The organism is Brevibacillus sp. 7WMA2, assembly GCF_010748895.1.
GTDB classification, from domain to species: domain Bacteria; phylum Bacillota; class Bacilli; order Brevibacillales; family Brevibacillaceae; genus Brevibacillus_B; species Brevibacillus_B halotolerans.
On sequence record NZ_CP048799.1, the window covers coordinates 1,238,079 to 1,259,840 of the forward strand.

Annotated in this window: 15 protein-coding genes and 1 riboswitch; of the genes, 8 read left to right on the top strand and 7 right to left on the bottom strand. The window is 41.5% G+C overall.

The window, feature by feature from the left end:
• The 6 genes from GOP56_RS04780 to metE form a co-directional block, all read right to left on the bottom strand.
• Positions 1 to 927, bottom strand: a complete 927-nt coding sequence (locus tag GOP56_RS04780; protein ID WP_163244683.1) for a UbiA family prenyltransferase — start codon at positions 925 to 927, stop codon at positions 1 to 3.
• Complete coding sequence (locus GOP56_RS04785) at positions 920 to 2,218, bottom strand: hydroxymethylglutaryl-CoA reductase (RefSeq protein ID WP_163244684.1); 1,299 nt, start codon at positions 2,216 to 2,218, stop codon at positions 920 to 922. Before GOP56_RS04785 ends, GOP56_RS04780 begins: the two co-directional genes overlap by 8 nt.
• A gap of 1,198 nt (positions 2,219 to 3,416) precedes the next feature.
• On the bottom strand, positions 3,417 to 4,439 hold the full coding sequence (locus GOP56_RS04790; protein WP_163244685.1) for a FecCD family ABC transporter permease: 1,023 nt from the start codon (positions 4,437 to 4,439) through the stop codon (positions 3,417 to 3,419).
• Entirely contained in the window at positions 4,439 to 5,455 is a 1,017-nt protein-coding gene (locus GOP56_RS04795; RefSeq protein ID WP_003339371.1) for a FecCD family ABC transporter permease, read from the bottom strand. Before GOP56_RS04795 ends, GOP56_RS04790 begins: the two co-directional genes overlap by 1 nt.
• 436 nt (positions 5,456 to 5,891) lie before the next feature.
• A complete protein-coding gene (locus GOP56_RS04800; protein WP_163244686.1) occupies positions 5,892 to 7,616 on the bottom strand; it encodes an ABC transporter ATP-binding protein in 1,725 nt (574 codons plus the stop codon).
• Between the two features lie 697 nt (positions 7,617 to 8,313).
• Complete coding sequence (metE, locus tag GOP56_RS04805; protein ID WP_163244687.1) at positions 8,314 to 10,608, bottom strand: 5-methyltetrahydropteroyltriglutamate--homocysteine S-methyltransferase; 2,295 nt, start codon at positions 10,606 to 10,608, stop codon at positions 8,314 to 8,316.
• A 165-nt stretch (positions 10,609 to 10,773) separates the two neighbouring features.
• A riboswitch (cobalamin riboswitch) is annotated at positions 10,774 to 10,970 on the bottom strand.
• 278 nt (positions 10,971 to 11,248) lie between these two features.
• On the opposite strand from metE, the gene GOP56_RS04810 reads away from it, so the two are divergent.
• The 8 genes from GOP56_RS04810 to GOP56_RS04845 all read left to right on the top strand — a co-directional run bounded on the left by GOP56_RS04810 (position 11,249) and on the right by GOP56_RS04845 (position 18,409).
• Positions 11,249 to 11,464 carry a spore coat associated protein CotJA gene (locus GOP56_RS04810; RefSeq protein WP_035318030.1) on the top strand — a complete coding sequence of 72 codons (216 nt, stop codon included), beginning with the start codon at positions 11,249 to 11,251 and terminating at the stop codon, positions 11,462 to 11,464.
• Positions 11,465 to 11,466: 2 nt separating this feature from the next.
• Positions 11,467 to 11,748 carry a spore coat protein CotJB gene (locus GOP56_RS04815; RefSeq protein WP_003339375.1) on the top strand — a complete coding sequence of 94 codons (282 nt, stop codon included), beginning with the start codon at positions 11,467 to 11,469 and terminating at the stop codon, positions 11,746 to 11,748.
• Positions 11,749 to 11,764: 16 nt separating this feature from the next.
• Complete coding sequence (locus GOP56_RS04820) at positions 11,765 to 12,334, top strand: manganese catalase family protein (protein WP_003337643.1); 570 nt, start codon at positions 11,765 to 11,767, stop codon at positions 12,332 to 12,334.
• Positions 12,335 to 12,571: 237 nt separating this feature from the next.
• Positions 12,572 to 14,317, top strand: coding sequence for an ABC transporter substrate-binding protein (locus GOP56_RS04825; protein ID WP_163244688.1), 1,746 nt, complete (start codon positions 12,572 to 12,574; stop codon positions 14,315 to 14,317).
• A 132-nt stretch (positions 14,318 to 14,449) separates the two neighbouring features.
• On the top strand, positions 14,450 to 15,406 hold the full coding sequence (locus GOP56_RS04830) for an ABC transporter permease (RefSeq protein ID WP_003337645.1): 957 nt from the start codon (positions 14,450 to 14,452) through the stop codon (positions 15,404 to 15,406).
• 11 nt (positions 15,407 to 15,417) lie between these two features.
• Positions 15,418 to 16,347, top strand: a complete 930-nt coding sequence (opp4C, locus tag GOP56_RS04835) for an oligopeptide ABC transporter permease (RefSeq protein WP_163244689.1) — start codon at positions 15,418 to 15,420, stop codon at positions 16,345 to 16,347.
• Positions 16,348 to 16,358: 11 nt separating this feature from the next.
• Positions 16,359 to 17,444, top strand: coding sequence for an ABC transporter ATP-binding protein (locus GOP56_RS04840; RefSeq protein WP_246329057.1), 1,086 nt, complete (start codon positions 16,359 to 16,361; stop codon positions 17,442 to 17,444).
• A complete protein-coding gene (locus GOP56_RS04845; protein WP_163244690.1) occupies positions 17,441 to 18,409 on the top strand; it encodes an ABC transporter ATP-binding protein in 969 nt (322 codons plus the stop codon). Before GOP56_RS04840 ends, GOP56_RS04845 begins: the two co-directional genes overlap by 4 nt.
• A gap of 234 nt (positions 18,410 to 18,643) precedes the next feature.
• On the opposite strand, the gene GOP56_RS04850 is transcribed toward GOP56_RS04845, so the two are convergent.
• Positions 18,644 to 21,727: a cyclic peptide export ABC transporter gene (locus GOP56_RS04850; RefSeq protein ID WP_305792560.1), complete on the bottom strand. Its 3,084-nt coding sequence runs from the start codon at positions 21,725 to 21,727 to the stop codon at positions 18,644 to 18,646.
• Positions 21,728 to 21,762: the final 35 nt, after the last annotated feature.

Sequence of the window (21,762 nt, forward strand, 5' to 3'; positions counted from 1 at the left end):
TTAAAATAAAAGTGGAACAAGTCCCAGGCTAAGATACAGCAAGATAATGAGTAGACCCGAAACTTTTTCTATAGCCTGTGCTACTTTCGTTGTCATTGATTTAAGAAACGTCACTGCCATCCAAACTGCGATCAGCACATTTAATCCAGCACACCACATCACGATTTGGCCAGCACCCACTTGTACGGAAGCCATCCAAACCACGAAAGATGTCAAAAACACAACGGCCACCCATATCCAGGTTGCCCTTTTGTAGCCCCACAAAAAGCTGTAGGTCTCGACACCATATTCCTCATCCTCGGGGATTCGAATCTTGCGCCCAATCTCCAAAATGATTCCGTTTCCGTAGCTGGCTAGTAAAAGCCAAGGAAGCCCAGAAGGAATTGTATCTGAAGCTGTCACCCAGTCGCATGCCACGATATACATCACAATCATCGGCATCATTACCATATGGGACAGCAGGTAAATAATTGGGTGAGCTTTTAACCATTCCTTGACAAAAAATTCCTTACTCATTAAAGCTAGATAGCCCCATGCAAGCACTAACCAAAAAATAAGCTTTGGAGACAACCAATATGCCATACCAAGCTGAAGAAGTCCTATGAAAACACCAAGCACTCCGAGATGCTTCAGGGTTACAACCCCACGCGGAACAGCCCGATACGAACGAAATCGGGAGTCTTCCTCAAAGTCCTTAAATTCATCAGCAATGCGCAACAGCAAAAAGAACAAAAAAGTCGACAAGAAACCAATTACAAGCGACTGGAAACTGGGTGAAGCTCCGTTTCTCAGAATAGAAGAGTAAAGCATCGTAGATATACTGAATACAGCGACCACGATTCCATTTTGAACAACGGGAAATCTCTCCCGCTGATAAATCCACCAACGTCTCGACCAAGAAAGCTGTTGATAGCTCACATTAGACATATTGCTTCACCATCCCTTGAGCTGTTCCATCTGTGCCACGAGAAAGCTTATGATGGGCTCTAGTAAAATCATCAGCGGCCAATGCCGCGATGATCGACAGTTCCCCGGCTAAAACTAGACCGGCACATACCTCCGCAAGCGCGTGTACATGTCCAGCACCTGAAAGTCCCATAATTTCAAGGCATGCCTTTTGACTCGGCAACCCTGTACCTCCGCCCACCGTACCCACAATAACATTCGGTAACGTTATCGATGCATACAGGTCCCCATTTTCTGTCAGTTCGAATCGTGTAACGCCAACGGACGATTCAGATACACAAGCAACGTCTTGTCCTGTTGCTAGATACAAGGCAGCCAAACCATTAGCTACGTGACCTTGGGAACCAATCATGCCTTGCAGAACTCCACCTACAAATGCCATTCTCCAGTACTTTTCCATATTTTCAGGAGTAGTGTGGAAGCGTTGGCTAACTAATTTTGCAGGTAATACCACTTCAGCACAAACCTTTTTCCCTCTCACGGTCATGAAAGATTTTGCAGAAGCCTTCTTGTCTCCCGAAAAGTTCGCTTCAACAAAGCTATTCTTGAACGGAACTGGTGAATGCTGTCGAATATAGTTGCAGATTTCTTGTGTTGCGATCGTTACCATGTTTTGTCCAGATGCATCTCCAGTTGAAAACTCGAAAATGAGATACACGTAGTTACCCTCGATCATATGATCCATTCTAATAAGCTGACCAAAGTTTGTTGTGCTCTGGGCAACCTCGCGGAAGGTATCAAATTCAAAAACCGCCCAGTTAGCAAATCGACTCGCCTCTACTACGCTCTCAAAGATAAAGCCAGGGGTCCTCCCAATTGCTTCTTTCAAAATCACGGTTCTGCATCCACCTGCTTGGCTAATGACCTGCGCACCGCGATTATAAGAAGCTACGAGAGCAGCCTCGGTAGTAGCTAAAGGAATATAGTAATCACCTTGGGCATAAAGACCATTGATCCGTAAAGGACCAGCCAAGCCTACCGGAATACTGACTGTACCGATCAGATTCTCAATGTTTTTTTGATACAACTCAAGTTGGTCTACGGTTTGATTGCCTAGTAATTGTTCCTTGGCCTCAGGTCGAACCGACAGTAATTCCCATCTAGACTCGATAGCTTTGGACGAAACTCTTGCTCCCCCGGGTACACGTTTTGGAAGGGGGCTATCGTCGGTAGCAAAATGCTCCTGATATTGATTGTCATCAACACTACGCAGCATGTGATTATCTACTTTTTTACTAGTTGAACATTTCATCGTTTTATCTCCTTTGCAATATGGCACTGGTATAGTTCTAGAATCATTTAAATGAGCCTCTCCCAAGCTTTTTTGCGAATGGAGAGCCTCTGGATGAAAGAGCTACATAAAATTTTTAATATTAGCAAAATTACTGTCATAAGAAACCAGTACCAAGCACAATTTATACTACTATCCAAATGAATAGCCTTGCTTTTTGTCTATCTTGGCCTATCAGATTCAATATGATTGTTTCTCTTGTTCAAAAAACTGGTGTTTTACGATACATTTTTCTTATCCTAAGTGGGTTGTGGGGGATTAGTTCGCTCCTTAAAAACCCAATTAAGAAATTTCTATTAATTCAAGCGACAACGATACAGTTTTATAAACCTAGTAAGCAAATCTGACTCACAAAAAACGACCGCTGAATCTGCTAGAAATGAGTGAATTACGCAATAACAAAAATCATTTTCCACACAAAAATGAGTTATTACAAAAAATTAAACAATGCGAAACTGCTAGAAAAGCTATTATTCCTCCTCTCTTTAGGGAATCTATTCTGAACACTTAAAATTACCCTTGCTGAATACTAGCACAATATGTCAAAAAATACAACTTTTTGTAATTCTCACTTCCTGAACATAGTAAGCCCAGATTCTTGTTCGCAAGACATGCAATCCTAACCTTTTTCTTAGAACAAGATAAGCTCTCAGCAACATATTGATACTGGGATTCTTTGCTTGTTTCTGGAAAAACGTTACACCTTAAATGTAAATCAAGTTTCTTTTTACATAATATATATTTTTTTACAATTTATTGACATTTAGTAACATTCTTTTTCACTTTTTTCACTTTCAAATGTAATTCGACTACAAGTAACAAGCAACAGTGCTTTCCCTGCCTATCTAACCAAGAGTTAGGAGTTATCTTTGAAGCACTGCTGCCAATATTCGACTTTACAGCTTACATTTGTAATCATGGACAACAATCTAGCCTTCCCTGTAATGAAAAGAATTAATGGTTAATGTAGAAAAAGTGTTAAAAAGGATAGTGATTTACCTAAAAAATTAAAACAACTCAATGGAATTGATAATTGTAAGAACAGGAAGAAAGAACTAATTTGTACAAAAAACAGGTTATCTTTTACTCGATAACCTGTCAGCTTGAAGAGTCTCCTATTTGTAGCCTCGTATACGTCTTTTAAAATGTATTAATCTGTCTATGACTTCGATTTCATTAACAAATAAATAAAATAAGGAGCCCCTAAGGCAGATACTACAATTCCGACTGGTAATTCCGATGGGGCTAAGATATTGCGTCCAATCGTATCGGCAGAGAGTAAAAGAAGTGCTCCAAGCAGTGCAGCCGTAGGAATTAAAATTTGATGCTTCGGTCCTACCATTTTTTTAGCCAGATGAGGAGCAACCAAACCAAGGAACGATATTCCTCCTCCAACCGCCACGCAAGCACCTGCTAACGCAACAGCCGTTGCTAGTAACAATCTTCGTTCCCTCTCCACATTCGTCCCTAAACTCACAGCAATATCATCGCCTAGATGCAACACGTTTAAATAGCGTGCCTTATACATGGTATAAGGAATAAGAAAAACAATCCACGGAAGTGTAGCCAGTACATATGTCCAATTCGTACTCCAAATGCTCCCGGACAACCAGATCATAGCCTTCATAAAATCTGTATTGTTCATTTTAAGCTGGAACACAATTAAGAATGCACCCAATATTGCGTTCAAAGCAATCCCGACCAAAATCAGCCGTGTTGGAGTCACACCATTTTTCCATGCTAACAGATAAATGATAAAGGCAGATAGCGAAGCTCCTAGTAATGCTATTACTGGCAAAATAAAAATAGACATGGTGCCAATGGCTGTCATCGAGCCACTAAATAGATAAATATAGATGACGACAAACAAGCCTGCTCCAGAATTAATTCCGATAATTCCCGGTTCAGCTAATTCATTTTGCGAGACACTTTGCAAAATAGCTCCAGAAATAGCAAGACCAGCTCCAATTAATAAAGCAATAACCATCCGTGGTAGCCGGAACTCAAATAATATCAACTGATGATCCGCTGTTCCAAATCCAAATAAGGTTACTATGACATCCAAGGGTGCAATGCGAATAACTCCTAAATGTAGACTGACAAAAAATACTACGATGATCAACGATGTAATCAATCCAAGAACTACCCAGGGGCTTTTTCTTCCTTTTTGCAGTACTTGCATTATAAGCCCCTCCCTTCACGTCTAGCCAAATATAGAAAGAACGGTGCTCCTAGAATGGCAGTCACAGCCCCCACTGGCGTTTCAAAAGGGGCATTTACTAAACGAGCACCAATATCAGATACAATGAGCAACAGTGCTCCTAGTAAAGCGGAGCAAGGAATAATCCAGCGATAATCTACTCCTACTAATGAACGTGTTATATGTGGAATTACCAGCCCAATAAATCCAATAAAACCAGCTACCGCTACAGATGCTCCTGTCAGTAGCAGCACCACCAAGGTACAAATCACTTTAATGATAAAATTGCGTTGTCCTAAGCCTTTCGAAACATCTTCACCTAGACTAAGAATCGTAATAGAACGCGCTAATAGTAAAGCAATCGGGAGCCCGATAGCACCCACAAGACATAACAATTCGACACTGATCCAGGGCGTATTTGCCACCCCTCCTGCAAACCAGAAGCTTATATCCTTAGCTACATGAAAATGAATCGCGATGGCAGAAGATAGCGAAGTAAGTAATGCGCCTACCGCTGCACCAGCCAGTGCTAATTTTACGGGAGTTAGCCCCCCTTTAGACAATGATCCAACAGCGAATACGAGACCAGCACCTAATCCTGCTCCCATAAAAGAAAAGGCCATCATGCTCATGTTTGACAGACCTGGAAAAAAGGCAAAGGCCAGCGCAATCGCAAACCCCGCTCCATTCGTTATACCCATAATGGACGGGTCCCCTAGGGGATTTCGGGTCATGCCTTGCATAATAGCTCCCGATACAGCCAAAAAAGCCCCCACTAAACCTGCGGCTATTGACCGAGGCAAGCGTAATTCTTGAATAATCTGATGGGAGGTTTGGTCAGGATTAAAAGAAACAATGCTTGACCACACCGTCAAAAAATCAATATCTGCTGCTCCCAAAGAAATAGAAGCCACCATTACAAAAACAAGTGCTATGAACAAACCAATAATCATGATAAGAGCAATTGCGGGTCTAGATTTGTGCTTTAGCTGTTTCATTGCCCCGTCCTGCTCATTTTGTGATTCGTGGGATACCATTACTCTATCATTCCTTTGTAAAATTCATCCTGTTATCTATTGATTTCTATGAATGATCTGTCTGAAAAAAGATGCATCTGCCCCCTTGTCGTATGTATCATGGATTCCTTATAAACAGAAACAAGCCTCTTTTTCAGTACAGTATCCTTGAAAAAGCGCCTCTTGTTACATCAATGATTATCATTCTCAAATGATAGTATCATATCTTCTACTACTTTTACATAGAAAAAATGAGGTCTAATCGAAGACCACAAGCGATTCAGTAATTCTCTTTCAAGCCGAAAAACCACCTTAGAACCAACAACTATAGATTCTTTCTACTAAAAAAAGCATCCCATTTTATCCATTTTATTCGGATATTGTGGAATGCTTTTTTCGTGACACGTAAAAATGACTTTTATTGTACTAATGTAGAAAATTGCGCTTCATGCAATCTACTATAAACTCCTTTTGCCGCAAGTAACTCCTGATGATTTCCTTGCTCTGTAATTCCGTCTTTTGTCACAACCACGATACGATCAGCATTTTTAATCGTTGCTAAACGGTGTGCAATGACAAGTGTCGTTCTTCCTTCAGACAGTTTTTCCAGTGATTTCTGGATCGCTAGCTCTGTCTCTGTATCCAAGGCAGAGGTTGCTTCATCCAAAATAAGGATAGGCGGGTTCTTTAAGAACATACGCGCAATGGCTAAACGTTGCTTCTGCCCACCTGAGAGCATGACACCTCTCTCACCAATAATCGTTTCCAATCCATCCTTTTGAGAGAGAATGAATTCTTCCAATTTAGCATGACGCGCAGCATTCCATATTTCCTCATCGCTAGCTTGTAAGTTTCCATATTTAATATTCTCTCGAAGTGTTCCTGAGAACAAGAAGACATCCTGCTGAACAATCCCAATCTGTTTACGTAAGGATTCTAGCTTCAAATCTCGAATATCCATTCCATCAATGGTAATTTTGCCTGAGGTAACATCATAAAAACGTGGCAATAAACTGCACAGCGTTGTTTTCCCAGCACCGGACGGCCCGACAAAGGCTACAGTTTCACCTGCACGAATGGTTAAATTGATACTGTTTAGGATATTTTCTTTATTTTGATAGCCAAAGGTAACATCGTGATATTCTATGTTTCCTTTTAAATGATCTACAGCGATCGCGTTAGTAGAGTCAGCTATATCTGGAGCAGTATCTAAAAGCTCCACATAGCGCTTGAAGCCAGCAATCCCTTTTGGATAAAGTTCAATAACTGCGTTAATTTTTTCAATAGGTTTAAACAATATATTTGTGAGCAATACAAAACCTACAAATTCACCTGCTGTCAAATGCCCCTTAATGACAAACCAAGTTCCACAAATCAAGACAAATAGTGTCACTAGCCGCATAAGCAGGTAGCTGATAGACATATTCATAGCCATGATTTTGTAAGAGAGCAGCTTGGTCAAACGAAAACGACCATTATTAACAGCAAATTGAGCTTTCTCATATTCCTCATTACCAAATGCTTGTACCACACGAATGCCACCAATGTTATTCTCCACTCTCGCATTAAAATCTGCAATATCGGAAAACATTCTTCGAAAAGCAACCGTCATTTTCTTGTTAAAGAAAACGGTTAGCCAAATCAAAAAAGGAATAACGAGGAATGTGAGCAAGGCTAATTGCCAATTAATATACAACATGACACCAAATGCACCGCAGAGGGTCATGATAGCGATGAACAAATCCTCTGGCCCATGGTGAGCTATCTCTCCAATTTCCATCAAATCATTTGACATGCGAGACATTAAATGTCCTGTCTTGTTATTGTCAAAAAACCGGAATGACAGCTTCTGGATATGATCAAACAACTTTTTCCGCATATCCGTTTCAATATTAATGCCAAGCATATGTCCCCAATATGTGACAACAAAATTAAGGGCTGTGTTTAAAAAATAAATTCCCAACAAAGCAAAGCAAGCCCCAATAATCAGCGACCAATTTTGCCCCGGAAGCAGTTTATCGACAAATTGATTAACTGCCAAAGGAAATACTAATTCTAGTAAGCCTGCAATAATGGCACATGAAAAATCCAAAATAAATAACCCTTTATAAGGGCGATAATAAGAAAAAAACCGGCGTAACACGAATCTATCACTCTTTTCTCTCTTGTCTACTAATGAAAACATTACTGCTAAGTATAAACGATCAAAAACTGAAAGTGAATATCTTTCTCAATTAGAAGTGTAGGTAAAAATTTTTTGCTCTTTTTTGTAAACTTGATACCTTTATTACTCTACTCACACGTTGACGTTACTCTCCAACAAAATGTTAGAAGAAAATGGTTGTATTTTCCACAATTCCAGCTTACATTGTATCCTAGGGATCAAAAAATAACTAGAATGGAGCTAAATCTACGCCCTGACGGTTTTATTGCTTGGAACACTTCTGATGAATCTTCACTCATACCAAATATTGAAAAGACTCTGACTGTCATCATGCTGCCCTAGTTTCTGAGTCTGTAACTATCCATTTTCTTCTATTGTTCCTTGTGTAAGAAAACAACTATCGTTTCCCTTCTTATAGCACATGAATCTTCGTTATAGAACCTTATATAAAATAGAATGGCAGCATTTCAGTGCTTAGGGTATCACCCCATGTAGAAATGCTGCCAATCAACTAACCCGGTTGTTTTTGATCTTTATCTTCTCTGTCCTTTACTTATTTTCAGTATTGTATTGTGATGATTCGTATTGGGGAAACACAGGATCTGTGAAGGTATGTTTTGAATCTCGTACTCTTTTTTCTGGTAAATCCATTTCTCCCCTTCGACTCTAGTAAATCCTAGGGAATAGCTGTTATGGTGTTACGAACTAATCGAGTAGCAGTCACCATATTTTCTAAGGAAGCGATCGTTTCCTTACGCCCTCTTGTTTTTAAACCGCAATCGGGATTAATCCAAAATTGTCTGGGTTCAAGGACCTGTAGAGCATTCTCTATCATTTTTATCATTTCTTCTACAGCTGGAACGCGGGGACTATGAATATCATAGACACCTAGACCAATTCCTTTCAGATAGGAATGATTATGGAAAGCATGGATTAGCTCACCATGGCTGCGTGATGTTTCTATTGAAATAACATCTGCATCCAATTCGCTGATAGAATCGATAAAATCATGAAACTCGCAGTAGCACATATGGGTATGAATTTGGGTCGTGTCTTTTACAGTAGAAGTCGTTAAGCGGAAGGCTTTTACAGCCCATTCTAAATATGCTTCCCATTCCGTTTTCTTTAACGGTAACCCTTCACGTAGTGCTGGTTCATCAACCTGAATCATCGTGATCCCACTAGCTTCTAACGCCTCTACTTCTTTTTGTAAGGCGAGTGCAATTTGATAGGTTACCTGCTGTCTGGAAATATCGTCACGCACAAAGGACCAATTTAAAATTGTGACAGGTCCTGTAATCATTCCCTTGACCGGTTTCGTTGTAAGAGATTGTGCATAGATACTCTCCTTAACTGTCATCGGCTCAATAAACTCTACATCTCCGTAAATAACTGGTGGTTTTACACAACGTGAGCCATAGGATTGCACCCATCCGTTTTTAGTAAAAGCGAATCCACCTAGTTTTTCGCCAAAAAATTCCACCATATCTGTCCGTTCAAATTCCCCATGAACCAACACATCAAGCCCAACCTTCTCTTGTATGTCAATCCATTCCCGGATTTCTGCTTGCAAAAATTGCTCATATTTCTCTGCCGACCATTCCCCCTTCCGCCATTTATTTCTCGCCTGACGAACTTCTGTTGTTTGTGGAAAACTACCAATCGTTGTAGTAGGGAGAATTGGTAACTGTAATTGGTGCTGTTGTTGTTTTCGCCGTTGTTCATAATCAGATGCACGGCCGATCTGATCTAATTGCAAGCTGGCAACAGCCTCATGTATATGTGGGCGATTGCGAGCTACAGAGTTCGCTACCCGTTCTAAAATGGTTTGATTCTCAGCAAAAATCTCTTTAACGCTTTCCTCTCGGTTCTGCAACCAATCTGTAATATGCTTGATTTCAATTAGTTTTTCATCTGCAAACGCCAATGAATCTTTAACTAGTGGATCAAGCTGTGTCTCTTGATTTAGACTGATTGGAACATGAAGTAGACTACTAGATGGCTGAATCCAGATACGGGATGCATCGACATGCTCTTTGATTGTAGCAAGAAGATTTGTCTTTTGAGTCAGATTTGCCCGCCAAATGTTCCTACCATCAATGATGCCCGCCCCAAGTACTTTATCCTGAGGGAAACCATTTGTTGTGATCTGCTCAAGGCTGCGTCCTGCATCATGGACAAAATCTAATCCAATTCCTGCTACAGGTAGCTTAATCACTTCTTTGTAAAATGTAACGGAGCCAAAATAGGTTTGTAGCATGATTTGTAGTTGTGGAACAGCCTCATGAAGCTGTTCATAGATGTAGGAGATCGTCTTCATTTCGTCTTCGGATAATGATGTTACTAGAATGGGCTCATCCATCTGAACCCATTCCACGCCTTCCTGCGCTAATTCTGTTAGAACCTGCACATAAAGAGGAACAAGCTGTAGGATAATCGCCGGTATCTGGAGCCGATCGAACCCTTTGGATAGCTTAATAAAGGTATACGGTCCTATTATGACAGGTTTTCCTTTAATCCCTAGCTCCTCTTTCGCCTCTTTATAAGCAAGAAGCGGTTTATTTTCGGTCAGGACGGGTTTGATGTCCTGAAACTCCGGCACGATGTAGTGATAATTGGTATTAAACCATTTGGTCATTTCGCAAGCAACTGCATGCTGATTTCCTCGTGCCATTGCAAAATAGGTGGACAAAGGTACTACCCCACCAGCATATTCATAGCGTTTTGGAACATATCCAAACATCACAGCCATATCCAACATGTGATCATACATAGTGAAATCATTGACCGGGATCAGATCAATCCCTATTTCCTTTTGTTTTTGCAGGTGCTGGAGTCTGCTTTGTTGCATTTGGGCAAGAAATTCCTTCTTTTCAATTGTCCCGGCCCAAAATGCTTCTAATCCCTTTTTCCATTCGCGATTTTCCCCAATGCGTGGATATCCTAAATTGCTACTTATTCCTTTATTCATGCTTGTTCGCCCTCCTAAACAGGTTATATTTTCAGTAAAAAACACAACTCAAACAAAAAAGCATCTCTCCCCGTTCAAAAGATGGTTAGAGATGCCCGAACAAGCAGTGAATATACTTGTACAACTGCCACAGCTATCTAACACCTCCCTATCTCCCGTAGGTCACACAGTGTTGTTGAAATAGGCAGGTCTCCTGACTTAAGAATCCACATCAGCACATACCTTCCCAATCCTTCGTTGATCAGTGGTTTTTTTGTACTGACTCCTCTTTTACAGTGGCGGGACCGTGACGGATTTACACCGTGCTTCCCTTTTCATCCTTGACACTCATAGTTCAAAGAACCTATTTCCACATATTTAATTCATCCATATCACCAAGATATATACCTACCCTTTATTCTAGGTATGCTTGCTATCATAATATAACTTCACATAAAATTCCATATTTTTATTTAATTCAGTTTCCTATTGTCGCAGGAAACTTCTGCCACTTCCATGGCAAACTGAATTTTGCCCGCCCTTTTTGTCAAATTGCACGAAAAAAGGGGGATTCCTTCTCTTTTTACCTATGTTTTCTGTTCTACTCTCCTTGTCCAGTTGATAAGCATATAAGGACATCTACAGGAAAGGAGGCAATCATATGAGTCGAAATCGAAAGGCATACTTTCCTTTCATCGGTCCATGTGATCCTTGTCCGCCACAACGGATTGTAACTTATGAGACACCACCACAGCTTTACTTAGGATTTCAACCTCCGAATTTACCGCAATTTGATCCATGCAAAGCTCTTTGCTTAGGTACCCTCTGGCCTGCTCTGTATGCGCCTTATGAAAATCCGTACAAGGGAGGCAAATAAAAATGAGCGATCATGATACTTCTACGGATGAACGCCAGCAACAATTTTATGAGCTGCTTCACCAAATTCAGGCGATCGACTTTGTTTTAGTGGAGCTAAACCTGTATCTTGATACACATCCTACTGATATGACTGCTATTAGGCAATTCAACGATATGGCTCAGCAAAGTATGACACTAAAGCGCGAATATGAATCTTTATTCGGACCTCTGATGAATTTTGGCAATAGCTTTTCACAGTACCCTTGGTCGTGGAACGAAGTACCTTGGCCTTGGCAGGTCTAGAAAGGGGGAATTTTGAATGTGGATTTATGAGAAAAAGTTACAGTATCCTGTTCGCGTAAGCAAATGCGACCCGAAAATGGCAAAGTACTTGATGGAACAATACGGTGGAGCTGATGGAGAATTAGCGGCCGCGCTACGTTATATGAATCAGCGCTATACGGTTCCTGATAAGGTCATTGGTCTTTTAAACGATATTTCCACAGAAGAATTTGCCCATCTCGAAATGATTGCAACAATGGTATATAAGCTAACGAAGGACGCTACTCCTGAACAGCTAGAGGAAGCTGGTCTTGGCGCACATTACGCAAGCCATGATAAGGCTTTGTTTTTTCATGATGCGGCCGGTGTGCCTTTCACAGCTACATATTTTCAAGCAAAAGGTGATCCTATTGCAGACTTGTATGAGGATATTGCTGCCGAAGAAAAGGCACGGGCTACTTATCAATGGTTGATTAATATGACTGATGATGTCGATTTAATCGATAGCCTTTCTTTCCTTCGTGAACGTGAAATTGTACATTCTCAACGGTTCCGTGAAGCAGTGGAAATTCTAAAAGCAGATCGGGAACAGAAGAAGATTTTCTAACTACGTAACGAATTAGACACTACAAGTGAATATGAAAGGCTAATTGACCAAATTTCTAGTAAGAGATTTGGTCAAATGTTTTTTTCTACGCGCTATTTTCCTCTACGCTCATGTCCAGCCTTATGTCAAAAAGCTTTTCAAGTGGGAATTGTAGAAATACGATTAATTCATACTTTACAGATCGGAATTATAAGAATATAATGAGTCTACATTTTCCCATTTATAAGGAGGAGCATCATGAGAAGAGCTTTTATACATTCATTCTTCACATTTCTATTAGGAGCTTCCTTATTAGTCGGTTGCAGTAGCGAAGGAGCAGCTCCATCCACCTCTAATACTCCAGCCGATGGTCAGGCAGATACTCAGGCTCAAACACTACGGGTACAGAACGCAGGAGATGCTGTTATCGCTGCTACTGACAAATCGAAATCGCCTCAATCGGCGAAAAATCGAAAAGATACGGTTGTAGTAGCTTTAACTGAACCAGGTGGGGTTTTCAATCCATATTTTTATCACAATGGTTATGACGGTAACGTTACCTCCGTGATGTTTTCTCCACTGGTTGATATTGATAAGAGTGGCAAACCAGTTCCTAAATTGGCAGAAAAATGGGATATTTCCGATGATCAGCTTACGTACACCTTCCATCTACGTAAAAATGTAAAATTTAGCAATGGAGATCCCTTGACTGCTGATGATGTCGCCTTCACCCTCACCCTTTTGCATGATAAAACGTATGACGGAGAAACAGAAATCGCCGAAGCACACATTAAGGGCGGCAAAGCTTATAAAGAAGGAAAAGCAAAAACCATTGAGGGAATTACAGTCATCGACCCACAGACAATAAAGATAACCACTGAGAAAGTAAACGCTCGATCTCTTCTTCTGCTTGGTGGTCACGTGCTGTCCAAAGCTTATTATGGAAAAGGCTATGAACCAGGTAAGCTTGACTATCTGCGTACCTTGCATACAAAACCAGTCGGAGCTGGCCCATATAAATTTGAAAAGTTTATCCCCGGTCAAGAAGTGAGATTCGTAGCCAATGAGTATTATTACGAGGGAAAACCGGCCATTCCGCATTTTATTTATAAAACAACCGATGGAGATACTACGCAGTTTTTCCAAACAGGTGAGACTGATTATAGCTCCTTCCCTGCAAATGCCGATAATCTGGAGCTTTTAAAGAGCCTTGGTTTTGCAAACATCAATATTTATACTTCGACTGCCTACAGCTATCTTTCCTTTAACCATAGCAAGCCTTATTTAAAAGACAAGCGTGTTAGACAGGCGCTAATCTATGGGCTTGATCGTCAACAAATTGTGGATGCCGCCTATCAAGGTTATGCACAAATAGCTAATGTCCCCATATCTCCAGTATCCTGGGCGTATACAGAAGATGTGAATCCCTACGATTATGATGTGAATAAGGCTAAACAGCTACTGGATGAATCAGGTTGGAAAGAAGGCTCGGATGGCATCCGTGAAAAGGACGGAAAAAAACTGGTTCTTCACTATCTGACAACGAAAAGTAAAGTAAGCGACATTCTTATTCCTATCGCGAAGGAAAACTACAAATTAATTGGCGTTCAACTAGAGGCAGAATTAATGGATTATCCAGCGCTTGTTGCAAGAACTGACAAAGGTGATCACGACCTTGCTTCCTTTTCTACTACCATGCTAGGTGATCCATCAGATGGTGTTGTTCAGTTTTCTTCTACAGGTGGCGGTAGTTTTACGAATACACATGGTTATTCCAATCCTAAGGTAGATGAACTGCTCGCAAAAAGTGTAGGGACACTTGATATTGAAAAACGTAAGGAAGCTTATAAGGAGCTTTATCAAGCATTAAGCGACGATCCTCCCTTTATTTTCCTGAACTATCGAAAGATTTTATCAGGCCATAATGCACGAGTGGAAGGATTTGAACCAAACGGTTACACCGGGATAAGCTCAAGCCTACCTAATCTGAAAATTGTGGAATAAAACGCCCATCGAACATGCTCAGTCCCTATGTACTTGATAGGTAGGACTGAGCATATTCCTTCATTATTCATTCGTTATATCAAATGAAAGGTACCCCTTCCATCTATGTTTTAGCTAGGAGGCGCTCTGTCCATGAAAACCTACATGTTCAAAAGACTGATGATTATGATCCCGACCTTAATCGGCTCTTCTCTCTTAATCTTTTTTCTCTTTGCGCTGACTCCCGGTGACTATGTTGATACCAATCCTAAGCTAAGTCCTGAGAGAAAAATAGAACTAAAAGCATTATACGGTTTAGATAAGCCGATTATAGAGCGTTATTTTGTTTGGGCAGGCAATGTATTACGAGGAGATTTGGGATATTCCCTTCAATATCAGCAGCCTGTAACGACCATCTTAGGTCAATATATCTGGAGTTCTTTCTTAATTGCTATCACCTCCACCACATTAACCTGGATCATTGCCATCTCGATTGGTGTATTTTCTGCAAGCCGACAATATTCATGGTTTGATTCGCTTGTAACAATCGGTGTTTTTGCGGCCATGGCCTTGCCGGCGTTTTTCGTAGGTTTGCTAGCGATTAAAATTTTCGCGGTTGACCTAAAAATACTGCCACCAGGAGGAATCCTGACAACGGGGAGCAATGCTACAGGTCTAGACTATGTGATTGAAGTTATGAAGCACATGATTTTGCCTGTCACAGTATTAACCATGTTGAGTGTCGGTTCCCTCACTCGCTATTTCCGTACCAATATATTAGAAGTGATTCGTCAGGACTTTATTCGAACAGCTCGCGCTAAAGGACTGAAGGAAAAAGTAATTACCTATAAGCATGCTCTGCGCAATGCTTTGCTACCAGCGATTACCTTGCTTGGGTTTGAACTGCCAGCTCTGTTTGGAGGAGCAATTATTACGGAGAAAATTTTTAACTGGCCCGGAGTAGGTCAGGTGTATATGCAAGCGTTATCACTTAGGGATTATCCCCTACTAATGGGATTTACTATGTTCATTGCATTACTTACCGTTGTCAGTAATTTGCTGGCTGACTTGTTATATGGTGTTGTTGACCCACGGGTGAGATTGAAATAGGAGGAGCACATATGAACGCGATTGGTAAAAATAACATAGAGACTGGCATCAATACGGCCTCCTCTTATTCAAAATCCTCACTATGGGGACAGTCCTTTAGGAAATTACAAAAGAACAAAATAGCAGTTATCGGTCTCTGTTTTCTCGTTGCCATCTTTCTCTTTTGTTTTCTGGGACCACTGCTTTCCCCTTATACATTAGGAAAAATTAATGCTGCAATGATCAACAAACCGCCAAGTATGTCTCATTGGCTTGGAACAGATGCTCTGGGGCGTGATATTTTAACTCGTCTGATGCAAGCTGGTCGAATCTCTTTGACGGTGGGGCTTGCTTCCATGGTTCTTTCTGTTTTTCTTGGAACCTTGCTTGGTGTTTTAGCTGGATATTTTCGCGGATGGGTCGACGCACTGATCATGCGTGCCTCGGATATCCTGATGACAATCCCTGAATTACCGATGCTGTTTATCCTAGCGGCTGTATTATCTGAGTGGAAGGTTCCTTCTAATTACCGTCTATATATTGTCATGATTATGCTTAGCTTCGTTGGCTGGGCAGGTTTGGCTCGTCTGGTTCGTAGCCAGATTTTGAGTCTGCGCGAGCAAGAATATATTCAAGCTGCTAAGGTTCTAGGTCTTCGCAGTAGTCGAATTTTATTTCGCCATCTGCTTCCCAATGTTTTACCTTTGCTGATTGTTGTAGCAACCTTACGCGTTGGCGGAGCAATCCTGAGCGAATCAACACTTAGTTATTTTGGACTTGGCGTCGTCCCCCCTACCGCAACCTGGGGTAACATGATTGATTCTGCTAACACTCTCATTGATTTTCAAAAAAGACCGTGGCTCTGGATTCCGCCTGGCTTAGCCATTTTTGTAACAGTCATCTCCATTAATCTATTAGGAGATGGATTGCGGGATGCGCTAGACCCGAAAATGAAAAAGTAGGTGGACGACATATGAATCATTCAAATAAACAGCCTTTTTCCTTACATCCAATTCAACATCGTGATGAGCTAGGCCCTATTTCTGGAACCGAAAAAACACATGTACACACTGAGGAGCCACCAGAGACAGTCTTGGATATTAAACATCTCTCCACCCATTTTTATACGGATGAAGGGATTGTAAAAGCCGTCGATGATGTAAGCTTTCAAATCAATGCGGGGCAAATCGTCTGTATTGTAGGTGAATCGGGATGTGGCAAGAGTGTTACAGCGATGTCTCTTATGGGGCTTATCACTGGGCCCATGGGTAAAATCGTCAATGGGGAGATCTGGTTTGATCATAAAGATCTTTTGAAGCTCAATTCTTCGGACATGCAACAATTACGCGGAAATGAATTAGCCATGATTTTTCAGGAACCGATGACTTCTTTAAATCCTGTATTATCTATCGGTGAACAAATCATGGAACCTTTAATCGAACACCTTCACATAAGCAAAAAAATAGCGTTTGAAAAAGCAATCGAGTTAATCTCCCTAGTAGGAATTGCCCGCCCAGAGGAGATTGCTCATTCCTATCCTCATCAATTAAGTGGCGGGATGCTGCAAAGAATCATGATTGCCATTGCTCTTAGCTGCAACCCGCGTTTATTGATTGCTGACGAGCCTACTACGGCACTTGATGTAACAATTCAAGCCCAAATTTTAGACTTATTGCGAAAAATTAAGCAACAATCAAACACCGCTATCCTTCTGATTACACATGATTTAGGTGTCGTTGCAGAAATGGCTGATTATGTCATTGTTATGTATGCAGGCAAAGTGATAGAAGAAGGGCCTGTTATTGATTTATTTCTCCAGCCAAAGCACCCTTATACACAGGGATTATTACGTTCCAAACCAGTGATGAACCAACGAACCACTCGGCTCTATTCAATACCGGGCCAGGTTCCGAATCCGATTGGGTTAGGTGATTCCTGCTACTTTGCAGAACGCTGTGAGCATCGTAAACCACAATGTGTAACGAAACAGCCCCACCTATCCCCCGTATCCAATAAACAGAAAGTAGCCTGCTGGTTGTATGAGGAGGAGCACGCATGAATGAGCTATTACTTGATGTACAGCATCTAAAAAAATATTTTCCTCTAGGGGACGGTCCCTTTCCTGCTGGCAGAGGGCAGATAAAAGCAGTTGATGACCTCTCCTTTACGATCAGTAAGGGAGAAACCTTCGGACTGGTTGGTGAATCAGGCAGTGGAAAAAGTACGGCGGGACGCACAATCCTGAGAATGATTGAGAAGACTTCAGGGGATGTCTTTTACAAAGGGATTGATCTATCTACCCTCTCACCTAAAGAGCTACGAAGGCTGCGCCCTTCCATGCAATTTATTTTTCAGGACCCATACAGCTCTCTTAATCCTCGTATACGGATTGGAGATGCCATAGGAGAAGCACTGCTGGATCATGGGTTGGTAGCCAAGCGTGATCTACGTGAACGGGTTCAACAGGTAATGGACCTATGCGGTCTTGCCCCTTATCATTATGATCGATTTCCGCATGAATTTTCTGGCGGTCAACGACAACGTATCGGCATTGCTCGGGCTATTATTTTACAGCCTGATTTCATCGTTGCAGATGAACCTGTATCAGCACTTGATGTTTCCATTCAAGCCCAAATAATCAATTTATTTCAGGATTTACAGGAGAAGCATTCCCTTACCTATCTATTTATTTCACATGATTTAAGCGTGGTAGAACACCTTTGTACCACGATTGGAGTGATGTACTTAGGCTCCTTTATGGAGGTGGCACCGCGAGATGAATTATTTGCACATCCCCAGCATCCTTATACTCAGGCACTTTTATCTGCTGTGCCTATTCCGGATCCAACGGTTCGACGAGAAAGAATCGTATTAAAGGGCGAAATTCCAAGTCCAGCTAATCCTCCATCTGGCTGTAAATTTCATACTAGATGTCCATATGCAACGGCATTGTGCTTGGAGCAAGTTCCCCTTTATCGGGAAATCGGGACCAATCATTATGTTGCGTGTCATTTTGTTTCATGATTCTAAAAGCCTAAATCTGTCCTAGGTTTTCAGAACAAAAAGCAGGCCTGATTTCATCCTCCTTGAAATCAGGCCTGTTGGCACTAGCTCAGTTCAGAGTATATTGTACATTACATTTAATAACCAAAATTCCCCTAGAAATGAATCATCCTACAATCGGTATTGAGCGTTGAGTGGATCTTTTCGCGTGAAATATTGAGGCTGCTCATCTCCTCTTTTTTATATGATGTTGCATCAGGCATGCGAAAGAGTTTGCTGAGTTATAATTCGCCCGCTCTCCATTTTAACCACCTGATCAGCGAGGTCAAAGTAACGATCGTCATGGGTAATCGCAATTACACATTTTCCTTGCTTTTTCATTTCTGGTAACAAGGATTCATAAAAGAACTGCCGATACTCTGGATCTTGATCCGCTGCCCACTCATCGAAGAGAAGTATCGGTCTGTCTTTTATCTGACTTAGCATCAAGGCAAGACGCTTTCGTTGACCTGTAGATAGCTTGGTCGTGCTAAACATCCCGGTTTGATCCACTTCGACTTTGTCAGCTATACGAAGCACCTCTAAATGCTTCCGTATCTCGTCTTGTTTGGCTTGGTAATCAACACCATACATTTTCTCGAATAGATAGAAATCACTGAAGATAACTGAGAAAAATTCACAACGTTGATCGGCATTCACTTTTTGCCCGTTTATGAAAAACTCGCCATCATCCTGCTCATACAATCCTGTAATCAGTTTGGCAAAGGTAGATTTTCCACTCCCATTCCCACCTACAATGAAGACGATTTCTCCTTTGCGACAGGAAAAATCAAGTGGTCCCACCGAAAACTCCTCACCTTCCTTGTTTTTGTACCTGAACTGCACCTGATCAGAGGTAAATGTCTCAAAATCTTGGACAGCAAGACCAGCTATATCTACATCATCCCTTCTCTTTTCCGAAGATAACGAATCTAGCAAGGCATTTAACCGTTCCCAGCTAATCTTAATACGGATCAGCTCAGGTACCGCATTTAATATGCCGTGAACCGGCCCCGTCATATACAGGAAGACAAACACGTAGCTTACCAGCATATGCTTTGGGATCTGCGGGAAGAAAATGGGGAACAAAAAGGTAACGGTCCCGATTACCACTACAAACAGCAATTCTCCCACTAAATACACATTTACAAACTTGAATTGACCTGCAGATCGCTTGTGTCGATATTCATAACAGCTTCTATCCATGTGTTCTTCAAATTCCCTGCTTTGTGCGCGAGTAAGATATAGCTCCTTAAAGCCCCCTATCATATCGTTAATATAGGAGAAAAACACATTTTGGATGTCTCTGGTTTCCTCCCATACCTTGTTTGCCGAACGGCCTGCCAGTGTATATAAGCCGGCCGCTATTATTATGACAGCCAGACAAAACAAGAATCCGTAAAGGCTCATTGCAGCTAGATAGATAAAGCAAAATACCAGTGTAACCGTACTGGTCAGTGCTATAACGACAATATTAGAAATCGTACTGATGGTTTCCGTATCGTTGTTTAAACTCGCATAGATCTGGCCGTTATCAATCCGTTCATATTTTTGATAGGGAGTCCTGAAAATTCTGTGAACTAGCTCCATTCTTTTTTCATATACCACCTGATTTGTTATAACAATGAGGCGGCTGCGAATCATTTTCTCCCCAACAATATATAGCGAGATACCTAACAGAAAATACAAAAAGACAGAAACGTGAAACGTATTAATGGAAGTGAGCGCTATATTGATCATGAAAATAATCATCGCATTTCCAAATCCGCTGACAAGCCCCTGTATGATGATAGGGGTCAGGGAGGTTTCCTTGGATTTCGGAAATAAACGAATCATGGTTAGGTAGACGGTAAACAAAGTGACGGATGCTAGCAAGACGTACATTGCGTAAAAAATGGTTATCGGAAGCCAAACCTCAATAAACTGCCACGGTAAACCGAAGAAAAACACATCTGGCAAGAAGTATACAGCGGCTGACAAAACACCGCATGTTATCACAAAAGCAAACAAAGATGTCAGACAGATGCGCCCGGGATTTGAGGCAAGTTTACGATCACCTCGAAGGATCTGTACTATGGTCTGACCAATTGCAACAGTAAGGACCGCCACAAGGACACTAAGGATCACGAGAGTAATGCTTGCCAATCGATCTGTTTGTAGATTGGTGTCATCCACTACTTCTGGAACTTCTTTTCCTTGCAATAGCTTGACGGCTCCCTCCGCCATAACGGACACATTCATCGAGTCAATATTCGTCAAAACGATGGCACCCAGCTTTTCCTCTGGACGAAACACCATGTATGAGGAGAAAGTAGGATTGTTGCCACCGTGTGCAATTTGTCCACCGCCATTTTGAAAAATCATCCAGCCTGAGGCATACGAGGAACCGTTTGCCGCAGGAGCTACAGATCGATCTGGCAGATGGGAGGCATGTATTAACTCAGCAGGAAACCCTGAAGCCTCCAACCCTAATTGAATATGCAGCCAACGCTCCATGTCGTTGAGACTTGATACCACGTAAGCCGCCGGTGTGTTTCCACGATAATCCGGTGCATCATACACTCGTGGGGAAAAGAAACCGATTTTGTGCCCTCTTGCCATTTGCTCACTCGGTGCCTGTGCCTTCATAAAGGTGTTGGTTAGGCCCAATTGAGTAATAACTTGCTGTTGGACATACTGTTCATAGGATTGCCCGGTAACTTTTTCAACAATATAGCCTAGAATATCGTAGTTAACCGTTGCATATTCAAACTCTGTTCCTGGCTTGCGGGCTAATTCCCTGTTATTGAGCGCACGTACGTTTTCTTCAAGGGCCCGCTCACTGGATGAAATGGGGATAAAACCAATGCTTTTAAACGGAAAACCACTGGTATGATATAACAGATGCTTTATCAGGATCGTTTCCTGCTGTCCTTTATATGTAGCTGAAAACCAAGGTATGATGGATTGAACAGAATCGTCTAGCGAAAGACGTTTTTGCTCGATAAGCTGTTGGACGGCTAGTGCCGTAAATGCTTTGGTGTTCGAGTTGATTTCAAATAGTGTTTCAGCAGTTACGGGGGTTTGCTTTTGAATGTCAGTAACTCCAAATGATTGTTTGTAAATCGTTTTCCCCTCTTTGACAACAATAATGGCTGCACCCGGAATTTTCTCCGACTCCATCGTTTTATTGACCAATTGTTCGATCGCCGCACCGGCTTCCCCACTTCCCATTTCGGCATACACGGTGGTGCTCATTTGAAGTGCGAGGATCAGGCACATTAGCATTACGAATCGTGCTCGTTTCACTACTTCTTTCATTAGAGGCAGAATTATCCTCTCCTTTTTTAGAAACT

Excerpts from the sequence above, each read along its gene's own strand:
- GOP56_RS04780 (WP_163244683.1), bottom strand. The coding sequence starts at position 927 with ATGTCTAATGTGAGCTATCAACAGCTTTCTTGGTCGAGACGTTGGTGG.
- GOP56_RS04785 (WP_163244684.1), bottom strand. The coding sequence starts at position 2,218 with ATGAAATGTTCAACTAGTAAAAAAGTAGATAATCACATGCTGCGTAGT.
- GOP56_RS04790 (WP_163244685.1), bottom strand. The coding sequence starts at position 4,439 with ATGCAAGTACTGCAAAAAGGAAGAAAAAGCCCCTGGGTAGTTCTTGGA.
- GOP56_RS04795 (WP_003339371.1), bottom strand. The coding sequence starts at position 5,455 with ATGAAACAGCTAAAGCACAAATCTAGACCCGCAATTGCTCTTATCATG.
- metE (WP_163244687.1), bottom strand. The coding sequence starts at position 10,608 with ATGAATAAAGGAATAAGTAGCAATTTAGGATATCCACGCATTGGGGAA.
- GOP56_RS04810 (WP_035318030.1), top strand. The coding sequence starts at position 11,249 with ATGAGTCGAAATCGAAAGGCATACTTTCCTTTCATCGGTCCATGTGAT.
- GOP56_RS04815 (WP_003339375.1), top strand. The coding sequence starts at position 11,467 with ATGAGCGATCATGATACTTCTACGGATGAACGCCAGCAACAATTTTAT.
- GOP56_RS04820 (WP_003337643.1), top strand. The coding sequence starts at position 11,765 with ATGTGGATTTATGAGAAAAAGTTACAGTATCCTGTTCGCGTAAGCAAA.
- GOP56_RS04825 (WP_163244688.1), top strand. The coding sequence starts at position 12,572 with ATGAGAAGAGCTTTTATACATTCATTCTTCACATTTCTATTAGGAGCT.
- GOP56_RS04830 (WP_003337645.1), top strand. The coding sequence starts at position 14,450 with ATGAAAACCTACATGTTCAAAAGACTGATGATTATGATCCCGACCTTA.
- opp4C (WP_163244689.1), top strand. The coding sequence starts at position 15,418 with ATGAACGCGATTGGTAAAAATAACATAGAGACTGGCATCAATACGGCC.
- GOP56_RS04840 (WP_246329057.1), top strand. The coding sequence starts at position 16,359 with ATGAATCATTCAAATAAACAGCCTTTTTCCTTACATCCAATTCAACAT.
- GOP56_RS04845 (WP_163244690.1), top strand. The coding sequence starts at position 17,441 with ATGAATGAGCTATTACTTGATGTACAGCATCTAAAAAAATATTTTCCT.
- GOP56_RS04850 (WP_305792560.1), bottom strand. The coding sequence starts at position 21,727 with ATGAAAGAAGTAGTGAAACGAGCACGATTCGTAATGCTAATGTGCCTG.